Below are 12,949 nucleotides of genomic sequence, written 5' to 3'. Positions count from 1 at the left end.
AGAAATACAAATGTAGTATTTGCTTTTTTAATTTGTAATTAGAAATCGCTAAAGTTAACAAGGTGTTTAAATAAAAAAAAAGTGCCTTTGTTTAGAAAGGCACTTTTAGGTATGATTTGAGTTAGATTTACAAAGCTGATTTTACAGTTTTGATAATTCTTGCTGCAATTTTGTATGGATCACCATTTGAAGCTGGTCTTCTATCTTCAAGATACCCTTTCCAACCATGTTGTACAGTGTATAATGGAATTCTAATTGAAGCTCCTCTATCAGATACTCCGTAAGAGAAATCGTGAATAGATGCAGTTTCGTGTTTACCTGTTAAACGTTGATCATTGAAAGCTCCATAAACAGCAATGTGTTCTTCAACTACTGGACGGAAAGCTTCGCATATTTTGTCATAAGTTGCTTTGTCACCACAAGTTCTTAAAACTTCGTTAGAGAAGTTAGCATGCATTCCAGAACCATTCCAGTCTGTATCTCCAAGCGGTTTTGGGTGGTATTCAATATAGTAACCGTATTTTTCAGTCAAACGATCCAATAAGTATCTAGCAACCCAGATTTCATCACCTGCTTTTTTAGCCCCTTTAGCAAATAATTGAAATTCCCATTGACCGCAAGCAACTTCTTGGTTAATTCCTTCAAAGTTAAGTCCAGCAGCAATACATAAGTCTGCATGCTCTTCAACTAATTTTCTTCCGTGTGTGTTTTTTCCACCTACAGAACAGTAGTACATTCCTTGTGGAGCAGGGTAACCACCGATAGGGAATCCTAATGGCAATAAAGTTTTAGTATCCATAATGAAATATTCTTGTTCGAAACCAAACCAGAAATCACCATCATCATCAATAGTAGATCTTCCATTAGATGGATGTGGAGCTCCATCAGCAAACATAACTTCAGTCATTACTAAATATCCATTAATACGTGTTGGATCTGGATAGATAGCAACAGGCACAAGCAAACAGTCAGATGAACCACCTTCGGCTTGTTTGGTTGATGATCCGTCAAAAGACCAGTTTCCAATTTCTGCCAATGTTCCTTGGAAGTTTTCGTGCTCTTCAACTTTAGTTTTACTTCTTAAATTTTGTGTAGGTTCGTATCCGTCTAACCAGATATACTCTAATTTAATTTTAGCCATAATAATATAAAATTTGTTTCTTGTTTTTTTTCTTTTGCAAATATAAAATATTTTGTTCATGTCAAGAAATTAGGGGGTCTTTTTTGTATAAGTATGTATAATTTTTAACATTACTTCATTTTTATAGGGGTATATTTGTCAAAATGCAATTTTAATAGGGCTATAAAAATAAATTCATAATCAGTATTTTTAATATATAAATAAATAGTTAAGGTTTTTAGTGCTAAATATTTTGGAATAAACGTTTTAAAAGTGGTTTTTGAAAGTACTTCTACATAGATAATAAGGAATTTAGATATATGATTTCTTTAATTATATCTTAACAAGAATGAATTATATTTGTATGTGTTTAGAAAAATTAAATTAATTACTAAAAATTTATAGTTATGTCATCAATTCGTTTTCAAGCTTTAAGAGAAGCTTCCAATAGAAAATTAGTCGATTTTCAAGAAAGTGGTAGAAAATCAATACTTTTTGGATCAAATGTTTTCAATGATAAAGCAATGAAGCACTATTTGACATCGGATGCTTTTAAAGGAGTCCAAGGTGCGGTTCAACACGGAACCAAAATAGATAGAAAATTAGCCGATTACATTGCTATGGGAATGAAAGAGTGGGCTTTGTCCAAAGGGGTAACTCATTATACACACTGGTTTCAGCCTCTAACAGGAACTACCGCAGAGAAACATGATGCTTTTTTTGAAACATCGCATGATGGAAATGATCCTGTAGAAAAATTTGGAGGAGCACAATTAGTACAACAAGAACCTGATGCTTCTAGTTTTCCAAATGGAGGAATTAGAAATACGTTTGAAGCTAGAGGATATACTGCTTGGGATCCTACATCTCCCGCCTTTATATTTGGAACAACATTGTGTATTCCAACTATTTTTATTTCTTATACTGGAGAAGCATTAGATAATAAAATACCGCTTTTAAGAGCATTGTCTGCCATGGATGATGCCGCAACAGAGGTTTGTAAATATTTTGATAAGAATGTAAAGAAAGTTACTGCTACTTTGGGTTGGGAACAAGAATATTTCTTAATTGATAAATCTTTAGCAAACTCGCGTCCCGATATTGTCATGACCGGCAGAACGTTACTTGGACACACCTCTGCAAAAGGACAACAGTTGGATGATCATTATTTTGGTTCAATTCCAACTCGGGCTTTGACCTATATGCGTGATTTGGAACAAGAATGCATGTTGTTAGGTATACCAGTAAAAACACGTCATAACGAAGTGGCTCCCAATCAATTTGAATTTGCTCCAATCTTTGAAGAAACCAATTTGGCAGTAGATCATAATTGTTTGTTGATGGATATAATGCAAAAAGTAGCAGAGCGTCATGATTTGAAAGTATTGCTTCATGAAAAACCTTTTAAAGGTGTAAACGGATCTGGAAAACACAACAACTGGTCTTTGGCGACAGATACGGGCGTAAATTTGTTGAGTCCGAGTAAAACCCCGATGACGAATTTACAGTTTTTAACCTTCTTTATCAATACTATAAAAGCGGTTAATGATTATGAAGCTTTATTAAGAGGTTCTATTGCAACAGCAAGTAATGATCATAGGTTAGGAGCCAATGAAGCGCCACCAGCTATTATTTCTGTTTTTATAGGGGAACAATTAACCAAAGTATTGGCAGAACTGGAAGGCGTTTCTACAGGAAAATTATCTCCTGAAGAAAAAACAGATTTAAAATTAAATGTTGTGGGTAAAATTCCAGATGTTCTTTTGGATAATACTGATAGAAACAGAACTTCACCATTCGCATTTACTGGAAATAAATTTGAGTTTAGAGCCGTTGGTTCCTCTGCAAACTGTTCCAATGCTATGACAACCTTGAATACCATTGTAGCAAAACAGCTTAAAGATTTTAAAATTGCTGTTGATGAATTAATTGAGAGTAAAGACATGAAAAAGGATGACGCCATCTTCAACGTTTTGAGGGAATATATAAAGGTTTCCAAAAAAATTCTTTTTGAAGGAGATGGGTATAGTGAAGCATGGCAATTGGAAGCTGCCAAAAGAGGTTTGAGTAATTTTAAAACTACTCCTGAAGCATTAAAAGCTAGAGCTTCGAAACAAGCTTTGGACTTATTTTCAGAAATGGGAATTATGAATCACATTGAGGTAGAAGCCCGTTACGAAATCGAATTGGAAGAATATACTAAGAAGATTCAAATAGAAGGTAGAGTATTGGGAGATATTTCAAAAAACCATGTGATTCCTACTGCTATTAAATATCAAAATACATTGATCGAGAATGTAAAAGGGTTGAAAGATATTTTTGGAACAGAATTTGAAGCCATTGCCAAAGAACAAATTGTATTAATAAAAGAAATTTCTGGACATATTGAAGGCATCAACACCAAAGTGGAAGAAATGACCGAAGAAAGAAAGAAAGCAAATAATCTGACAGAAGCTCAAGCCATGGCCGAAGCTTATTGTAATCATGTTAAACCGTATTTTGAAATTATTAGAAACCATTGTGATAAGCTTGAGTTGCTCGTTGATAATGAGTTGTGGACTTTGACAAAATACAGAGAACTACTTTTAACTAAGTAGTTTATCTGAAGTTGTTTAGACGAGGCTTTTTTTTAAGCCTCGTTTTTTTTGCTTTTTTTGTAAGATTAAATCTGTTTTAATTTTTGTAATTTTTGTTCTTCATCGGTTTAGTCTTGCTCTTTATCGAAAAGATAATGTTGATCTTGTAATTACCGTAATGTCTTTTTTGTTTATTCAAATCATTTTATAAATTTGTCGTGTAATAATTCAATTAAAAAAAGAATTATCATTGAAAAATCAAAAATGAATTTCCCAATTTCATTATTTCAACCTACACTTATATAATTGGAATACCCAATTCTTTTTATACAAAACCTACATAATAATTTGTATTAACAACCAATTAAATATATTTATTATGAAAAAAGTAATTTTGAGCATCTCAGCGATGCTAGTAGCAGTAGTAGGTTTTGCACAGGCAAACGTAAGTAATGTTGATCAAACTGGATGGTTTAATGGGGCCCTAGTGAGCCAAGTTGGAACAATGAATAATTCAGATGTATATCAATGGGGTATTGCTAATTTGGCAGTCGTGGATCAAATTGGAGATTCTAATGGATCTAGTACAGAACAATACGGTTTTTTTAATGCCGCTTTAGTTTCCCAAGATGGAATTGAAAACTCAGCTTACACAGGACAATTGGGTTTTTTTAACTTAGCAATGACTGATCAAACTGGAGAAAGTAATGAAGCAGCCACTATACAAATAGGGGATTTTAATTACGCTTCTACTACTCAGGCAGGTGTGGACAATAGTTCAATTACTTGGCAATTAGGAGAAGGTAATGCTTCTGGAGTAATGCAAAATGGTGATAATAATGCAGCAGAAACTGTTCAGGTAGGATTTTATAATAGCTCTTCAATAGATCAAACAGGTACTTATAATTATGCAGGTACTGGTCAATGGGGAAGTGATAATATGTCTACTGTAATGCAAAACGGTGATGGTAACTATGCATTAACATTACAATATGGCGAGGCACATGTAAGTACTATATCTCAAACTGGAATAGGAAACGGAGCTATGGTTTATCAATCAAACTAGATTGGTTTGTTTTTTTATTAGGCAGAATTGATTAATTATCAATTCTGCCTTTTTTTATACTTGTATTTTAATTATGTTTTTGATTTGATCTAGAATTTGTATTGGATTTCGTAGCAAAGCAGAATTACACAATAAAAGAAATTCAACACGGACTATTTATTAAGAAGGAAACGAAGTTCATTGAATGCTAAATTAAAAAATGAATAATGAGTTAATACTGTTGTATATTAATTTGAAATTGGTAACGCCAAGTAAATTGTATCTTAAACTTCAACATGTTTTTTTTTTTTTTACTGATTATAAGTAAGTTATAACTATCGTTTAACTTGTTTTTGAAATAAAACAGGAATTTACATCAAAAAAATATTTCACTTTTAGTTGTTTATCGATTTAGTATTGCCTTTTGTCGAAAAAAAACGTAACTGACTTAAAAATAATAAGTTATATTTTTTAGTTTATTGATAAATAATTATTTTTGAGTATAATTTTATAAGTACAAGCTAATAACTACTTTTATTTAAAATTAGAATTAGAAAATCCCCCATCTCTAATTTGTTTTACCTACATAATAATTTGTATTAACAACCAATTAAATATATTTATTATGAAAAAAATGATTTTTAGCATCTCAGCGATGCTGTTGTCGGTCTTAAGTTTTGCTCAAGCAAACATAAGTAATGTAGACCAAACCGGATGGTTTAATGGAGCATCGGTTACCCAAGTTGGTACTATGAATGATTCTGATGTTTGGCAATGGGGATTAGCGAATTTGTCTGTAGTAGATCAAACAGGAGATTCTAATGAAACAGATACCAATCAAGGGGGGCTTTTTAACTGGTCTTATGTTGCTCAAAACGGTACAGGGAATGATGCTTATGTTGGTCAATTGGGTGGTTTGAACTTAGCAGTTACAAATCAAGAAGGAGACAATAATAGTGCTATAACCGGGCAATTAGGAGCATATAATTATGCATCTACAAATCAGGTAGGTAATGATAACAGTGCTGTTACTTTACAGTTTTGGGTAGGTAATTCTTCTGTAATTGATCAAATAGGTGATGGAAATGATGCTTTTGTTGTTCAAGGAACTTGGTTTAATACGTCTACTATTTCTCAAACAGGAAGCTTTAATTCTGTATTCACTGGACAATTTGGTTTCAATACTACAGCAACAACTATTCAAGATGGGATGTACAATTATGCAGAAACTTGGCAAATGGGAGAAGATCACGTAAGTACGATATCTCAAGTTGGATTTGGTAATGTTGCTTTAGTTTATCAATCAAACTAGGTTTAAAAAATAAGATTAAGTTTTTTTTAAAGGCGAAAATAGACATCAGTTTATTTTCGCCTTTCTTTTTTTAAATAAATTGTTTTCTACAATTATCGGTTTTCAAAATGGGTTTTTAAACAAATAATTGTTTTAGGACTTTCTATATATTCCAAATAACTGCGCTGATATTTTACAATTAAACCCAGAATCCGCATTAGACTTCGTAGCGAAACTGAATTATTCAATTAAAGCTCGAGCTCACGGACTATTTTTGAAGATGTAATACTTTTGTATTTTGAATTTAAAAATGGGAGAATCAAGCGAAGTGTATCTTGAACTCCAATGTAAAATATAAAAGCGTGAAAAAAGTTCGTGGTTTTGAAGAAAAATTTAGTTGTAGTAGATTTCTAATGTGGAATCTGGGCTAAAAAGGCATGCCAGATTTAGGTTAGCTGTAAATTATCGAATTGTTACTAATAGAAGTAGTTTTTTTAACACTATTTGTTCTTTATCGGTTACTTCTGCACTTCATCGAAAAAACAGGAAAAACCACTAAATTAGACTGTTATAAATTTTTTTTATAAATATAAAGCTCTACTTTTGAAAAGTAATATTAAAAAAGAGACTTTTTTGAAAGCTTTTAAAACAATATTATTTAACAGTGAAATTCCCAAATTTCAATTTTTACACAACCTACATTAGAATATAAAACAGCCCCGTTTTTATATTTTTAAAAAACCTACAAAATAGAATAATATAGTTCCCCTATTGTATTATTTAAAACCTACATAATAAATTGTAATAACAACCAATTAAATATAATTATTATGAAAAAAGTTTTTTTAAGTATCTCAGCGATGTTAGTTTCAGTAGTAGGATTTGCTCAAGCAAACGTAAGTAATGTTGAACAACTAGGTGATTTCAATGGAGCAATGGTTTCTCAAGTGGGAACTATGAACAATTCTGATGTATATCAAGAAGGTTTTGCCAATTTTTCAGTAGTAGATCAATTAGGCGATTCAAATGGAAGTGCTATTGAACAATATGGAGATTTTAATGGGTCTTATGTTGCTCAAGAAGGAACTGCAAACACAGCATACTCATTGCAATCAGGATTTGCAAATTTATCAGTTGTAACTCAATCAGGAGAAGCAAACAATAGTTTTACTGAACAATACGGTGACGAAAACTGGTCATTTGTTGATCAAATGGGAGTTGCAAATGATTCTTATGTTGGACAAGGAGGTTACTACAATACAGCTGTAACTTCTCAAAATGGAATGAATAATTTTGCAGGAACTTTGCAAATTGGAGATTTTAACTGGGCTACAACTTCTCAAGTTGGAAATGATAATTATGCAGGAACAATTCAGGAATTAGAAGGAAATGTTGCTGAAACGAATCAAGAAGGAGATGCTAATTATGCTTGGACTTATCAACTTGGTTACGGAAACGCTGCTTCAACAAATCAATTAGGAACATATAATTATTCTGAAACATGGCAAATAGGTACTGCTAATGCAGCTACTACTATGCAAGAAGGCGATGGTAACTATGCTCAAACTATTCAACTTGGAGATGCTCACATGAGTACAATCTCGCAAATGGGAGTTGGAAATGGAGCTATGGTTTACCAATCGAACTAGGTTTCTATAAAATAACATATAAAGGAGAGTTGATGAAAATTAACTCTCCTTTTTTTTTGGACTATATTCTGTACTATTTAAAACGATAAAATTTTATTTATGGTTTTAAATTTTTGTATTAAATGGAATTGAACCATTTAAATTAATTAAGGATAGTTGAAGTGTTTTTTATAATAAAGAAAGAATTTTTTTACAATGCAATTTACTTTGTTTTACTTTTCAACGACTTAGTATTGCTGTTTATCGAATAAGTAACAATAAGAGTAAAAATAGGCAATTGTAGTTCTTAATTTTTTGAAATCATTTTATAAATTTGAGATTGAAATTCAGCATATTGAGTTAAAATCCTAATGGTTTATTGTGTTTCTATAGATATAATAAAAAGGTATGAATCAACAAACAGAAATTGTTCGGTATTTATTAAAAGTGCTTGTTCACTTCAATAAATTGAAAAAATAAATTTAGATTTTTATAGTCATGAAAATTATATTTAAAATTTTTTTTTACGCTTTATTTATCATGAATTCTTTTGCTGTATTGGCACAAGATGAGTTGCTAATTAAAGATTTTGATGCAAATTCTTTAATAGCAAAAGAGCTTTTGTTAAGAAATAATAAAATAAATATTGAAAACACACAAAATACCAATCAATTTCTATTAAATAATAATTTAATTAATGTGCAACAAGTTGGAAACTTTAATTATTCAAGTATTTATGTGCAAAGTAGAGAAGCAAATTTGCAAGTGAATCAATATGGAGACAACAATTATGCCGATGTATATAGAAATGCTTATGAACTAAATGAAACTATTAATCAAAATGGAAATAATAATTTCATCAGTGATTATTCGGTCTATTCAGATGAAGCAGTAAATACGACTTTCAATCAAAATGGAGATAATTTAACCATTATAAGTAATGGCTCTAATTCTATTTCAAAAAACTTGCAAATCAATCAAACTGGGAATTCTGGAACAATTTACATTTATAATAAATAGAAGATGAAATCTTTTGTAATAAAATATGTTTTATTATTTCTATTGTTTTTAACTCAAAGCAATTATTCTCAAGTTGTCTACAAAGAAGTTAAGGCAAAAATTGAAGTTGAAAAAGTTGAAAATATTTTATTTATAAAAGGAACTGCTGAGAATTTGAAATCGGTTTACAAAAGTATTGCTTTTAAATTAACAGTTTTTAAAAAAAATAAATTGAATTCCAATAATTCTAAAAATTCTCAAGACGGAAGAATTATATTAGATCCTCAACAAAAAGTAATACTTTCTAAAACACAAATAAATGAAAGTAAGGATGATCAGATTATTTTGTTATTGATTATTTATGATGAAAATAATGTAATTATTGGGAAAGATAGAATTGAAATGGGTATTGATGATGAATCCAAATTAGGACAGACACAGCCCAATGATGGTCTCGAAATGATGGGAATAGTTTCTAATGATACCAAAACTAAATTAGGTAATGATTTCTATGAATTGTTTTATAAAGAATATACTAAGTTAAAAATCAAATCAACCAAAATAGTAACCGTTCAAGAGGAGCTAACATTTGGTAGAACAACAAAAATAATGGTTTCAGTTGATGGAGAAGTAGTCAATGAATTTGTTTCAAGACCTGATGAAGACTATATGAAATATATGGCAGAATACGTTTCTAACGAAGTTTTTAAGTATTTTAAAAATCTCGAAAAACAAAATAAATCAATAATGAGGTTTTAAGAATCTACTTTTTGTTTCGTATAAGTGAGAGCTTTTTTTAAATTATTTAATCCTATTATAAGATGAGAATACTTTTTATTTTGTTTTGCCTAATTGGTTTTTGTTTTAATACAAATGGGCAAGCTTTGGTATACAAACCAATGAATCCAAATTTTGGTGGTGATACTTTTGGATATCAACAATTACTTAGCTCTGCAGATGCTCAAAATGATTTTAAGGAAGATACTAAATCAGGAATGCAGCAGAAATCTCAACTAGAACGCTTCAAAGAAAACTTAAACAATCAATTGTTAAACAAAATTTCAAATTCATTGTTTTCAGATCAATTTGGTAGTAACGGAATTTCAACAGGGACTTATAATTTTGGTACACTTTCGGTTGATATATATCCTTCTAATCTGGGATTAATTGTTGATATTTTGGATGTAGATACAGGTGAACAAACACAAGTAATTGTCCCAGGAAGTTAGTTTTTATAGATTATATATTATTTTTTTTCGCCTCATCTTTGTTAAATAACCTTATACATGAATCATAAAATAATTATATCTCTTTTACTTGTTCTACTTTTGTCAAGTTGCGGAGCATACTTTAATCAACCAGTTGGAGTCGAAAAAGCTATTTTTGGTGAGAACACGCCTGCTACAATTACTTTAAAAAGCTTACCTCTACCAAAAGAGCAAGTTGTGGTTGGGGTTTACAAATTCAAAGATCAAACTGGACAATATAAGCCAACAGAGATTGGAAGTACTTTTAGTACAGCGGTTACTCAAGGAGCAACTTCTATATTGATAAAAGCACTTCAAGATTCCAAATGGTTTGTTCCGATTGAAAGGGAAAATTTAAGTAATCTTTTGAACGAGAGAAACATTATTAGGTCTACGCGTCAAGAGTATGCTACAGATTCCAACGTAAAAGAAGCTCCTCTTACACCACTTTTATTTGCTGGTGTACTTCTTGAAGGTGGAATTATATCATATGATTCAAATATCATTACTGGAGGTTATGGTGCTAGGTATTTTGGAGCTGGAGCATCTACTCAATATAGGCAAGATCGAGTTTCAATATACCTGCGATTAGTTTCAACCTCAAATGGAAAAATTTTAAATACTGTTTATGTTTCAAAGACCATTCTTTCTCAAAGTGTTGATGCGAGTTTGTTTCGATATGTAAATTTAAATAGACTTTTAGAAGTAGAAACTGGATTTACAAGAAATGAACCAGTTCAGCTAGCCGTTACCGAAGCCATTGAAAAGGCAGTTGAAGGATTGGTTGTTGATGGAATTAAGGATAAAATCTGGGAGGTGAAAGCTACAAATGCTGAAGTTATTGCCTTTTTGGCTTCATATGATAAAGAAAAACAAGAAGCTGATTTGGCGTTACTTTATGGAAGAGATAAAAATGAAAAAAGAGGTAAAATCGGATTTGAAATAGATGGAGGCGCAACTTATATTGATGGCGATTACGCAAATCCAACTCCAAAACCTTTTGTAAAAGCTGGGGTAAAATATTTTTTCACACCTTTTTTTGATATTAGTGGTACCGCTAGTGTTTTTCGAATAGGAAATAAAGATAGATTGGATGTAGGCTATGGCTCATTAGATATTAATCTGGATTTTTTAATACTACCTTATGATAATTTTAGCCCATTTGTTTACGTTGGAGCAGGAACTTTTTTTAATAGGGCGTACGAAAATATTCAAACCAAAATTCAAGGAGGTTTAGGCTTGGAGTATTTAATCACCAATAATTTAGGTATTAAACTGTATAGCGAGTTTAATATGTCTTTCTCTGACAATGTAGATTATATTAAAGCAGGAGTAAGAGATGATTATTTTTATTGTTTTGGAATGGGTATGAGCTATTATCTACCCCAGCGTTTCAGTAAAAAGGTAGTTAAATAATAGACTAATAATCAATCAATTTTTTAGATTTTAAACTAAAATCTATTTTATATTTTTTAAAACAAAAACCTACAAATGGAAAAGATAAGAATCGGAATAATAATGTTTTTAGTTATCTTAGTTTCATGCTCTGAAGAAAAAATAACAGATGGAGGAACGGGTACCGTGAAAGGTAGAGTTGTTGATGCCGTTACTTTTGCGCCTATTGAAAATGCTAGAATATCATCTAATCCTTCAACTAGTACCTATTTTACAGACAAAGATGGGTATTTTACTTTTGATAAAATTGCAACAGGAAAATATACTTTTGAAGCACGAAAAGATAAATATATTGCTAAGTTTGAAGCTGCTACTGTAGAATTGAATAAAACAAATCAAATTATTTTTGAATTAAAAGTGTCTACCGCAGATAATAGACCTCCAGATGTACCCGTTTTAACTACCCCAGTTGATTTGGCTAAAAACCAAGCTATTAATTTAAAACTAAAATGGACAGCAACAGATATAGACAAAGATTCATTGACTTATGTTGTAACTGTAAAAAATGGTACCACAGACGAAATCACAACTTACAAAGATTTAAAAACAAGAAGTTTAGATTTAAAAGATTTAAAATACAGCACTAAGTATTATTGGCAAGTAGCTGCTTCTGATGGTATTAATAGCTCAATATATAGTCTTACGAGTTCATTTACGACTTTGCCTTTTCCAAATCCAAGATTTTTGTACATTAAAAAAGTAAATACTAATAATGTGATTTTTACCGCAGATGATGCAGGTAATGAACTACAGCTGACATCTTCGTCTGTAAATAGCTATAGACCAAGGAAAAATTTACAAACTAACAAAATAGCTTATATAAGCTCTGATGGTTCTCAAAATCAAATTTACACGATGGAATTGGATGGTTCGAATGTGAAGAAAATTACAAACACAGTCCCTGTAGCTGGATTTAATATGGAAAACATTAATTTTTGTTGGAGTACAAATGGAAGCCAAATAATTTATCCCAATTTTGATAAATTATACCGTATTAATATTGATGGAGGTGGTTTGATAGAAATGTTTAAAACACCAAATGGGAAGTTTATTTCAGAATGTGATTGGAGTCAAGATGGAAAAGAAATTGTACTTAAAGTAAATGATATTTCCGGATATAATGTTGAAATTTATGTAATTAAATGGAATGGGCAAGTTTTATACAGCGTTTTGTCTGGACAAACAGGTGCAGTAAGTGGGTTGAACATGTCATTTGATATGAAAAAAATTGTTTTCACCAGAGATGTTTCAGGTAATGAAAATTCAACTTACAGAAGATTTGATTCCAGAATTTTCATTTATGATAAAGTAGCCAATACCATTACGCAACTGAATACTAGTAAAGATAATGGATTTAATGATTTGGATGTAAAATTTTCTCCAAATGAAGCTGAAGTCATTTTTACAAACACTTCAAATGATGGTATTTCAATTAAAAATGTTTTTAAAACAGCTGTTTCAACAGGTACAGGTACAAGTAGTAGAACAAAATTATTTACTGGAGGTTCGATGCCAGAGTGGAAATAGTCCTAGTTATCAAATCTTAAAATATAAAGGTTGGAATGCGCTTAAGATTTTTCTTATATTG

At 30.9% G+C, this 12,949-nt stretch carries 10 protein-coding genes; 9 read left to right on the top strand and 1 reads right to left on the bottom strand.

Translation table 11 applies throughout. From position 1 onward, the window contains the following. Positions 1-127: 127 nt before the first annotated feature. Positions 128-1,141 carry a glutamine synthetase beta-grasp domain-containing protein gene (locus tag AC8GF4_RS11700; RefSeq protein WP_506594835.1) on the bottom strand — a complete coding sequence of 338 codons (1,014 nt, stop codon included), beginning with the start codon at positions 1,139-1,141 and terminating at the stop codon, positions 128-130. Between the two features lie 386 nt (positions 1,142-1,527). On the opposite strand from AC8GF4_RS11700, the gene AC8GF4_RS11695 reads away from it, so the two are divergent. The 9 genes from AC8GF4_RS11695 to AC8GF4_RS11655 all read left to right on the top strand — a co-directional run bounded on the left by AC8GF4_RS11695 (position 1,528) and on the right by AC8GF4_RS11655 (position 12,888). Then, the gene (locus AC8GF4_RS11695; RefSeq protein WP_506594834.1) at positions 1,528-3,717 is read left to right on the top strand and encodes a glutamine synthetase III family protein; all 2,190 of its coding nucleotides are present in this window, start codon (positions 1,528-1,530) and stop codon (positions 3,715-3,717) included. A gap of 358 nt (positions 3,718-4,075) precedes the next feature. Next, positions 4,076-4,762, top strand: a complete 687-nt coding sequence (locus AC8GF4_RS11690) for a hypothetical protein (protein WP_506594833.1) — start codon at positions 4,076-4,078, stop codon at positions 4,760-4,762. Positions 4,763-5,366: 604 nt separating this feature from the next. Then, on the top strand, positions 5,367-6,053 hold the full coding sequence (locus AC8GF4_RS11685; RefSeq protein ID WP_506594831.1) for a hypothetical protein: 687 nt from the start codon (positions 5,367-5,369) through the stop codon (positions 6,051-6,053). 809 nt (positions 6,054-6,862) lie between these two features. After that, complete coding sequence (locus AC8GF4_RS11680) at positions 6,863-7,681, top strand: hypothetical protein (protein WP_506594830.1); 819 nt, start codon at positions 6,863-6,865, stop codon at positions 7,679-7,681. A 477-nt stretch (positions 7,682-8,158) separates the two neighbouring features. Next, positions 8,159-8,680 carry a hypothetical protein gene (locus tag AC8GF4_RS11675; protein ID WP_506594828.1) on the top strand — a complete coding sequence of 174 codons (522 nt, stop codon included), beginning with the start codon at positions 8,159-8,161 and terminating at the stop codon, positions 8,678-8,680. A gap of 3 nt (positions 8,681-8,683) precedes the next feature. Continuing rightward, complete coding sequence (locus AC8GF4_RS11670) at positions 8,684-9,418, top strand: CsgE family curli-type amyloid fiber assembly protein (RefSeq protein WP_506594826.1); 735 nt, start codon at positions 8,684-8,686, stop codon at positions 9,416-9,418. Positions 9,419-9,480: 62 nt separating this feature from the next. Next, positions 9,481-9,888 (top strand): curli assembly protein CsgF, encoded by a 408-nt coding sequence (locus tag AC8GF4_RS11665; protein WP_506594825.1) that lies wholly within the window; start codon positions 9,481-9,483, stop codon positions 9,886-9,888. 57 nt (positions 9,889-9,945) lie between these two features. Beyond that, positions 9,946-11,322, top strand: coding sequence for a CsgG/HfaB family protein (locus AC8GF4_RS11660; protein ID WP_506594824.1), 1,377 nt, complete (start codon positions 9,946-9,948; stop codon positions 11,320-11,322). A gap of 75 nt (positions 11,323-11,397) precedes the next feature. Further along, a complete protein-coding gene (locus tag AC8GF4_RS11655; protein WP_506594822.1) occupies positions 11,398-12,888 on the top strand; it encodes a carboxypeptidase regulatory-like domain-containing protein in 1,491 nt (496 codons plus the stop codon). The last annotated feature ends 61 nt before the right edge of the window (positions 12,889-12,949 follow it).

This window comes from Flavobacterium rarum (SeqCode), from assembly GCF_965234445.1.
GTDB lineage: Bacteria > Bacteroidota > Bacteroidia > Flavobacteriales > Flavobacteriaceae > Flavobacterium > Flavobacterium rarum.
Note: the sequence above shows the minus strand (reverse complement) of the source record. Positions and strands in the feature narration are given on the sequence as shown.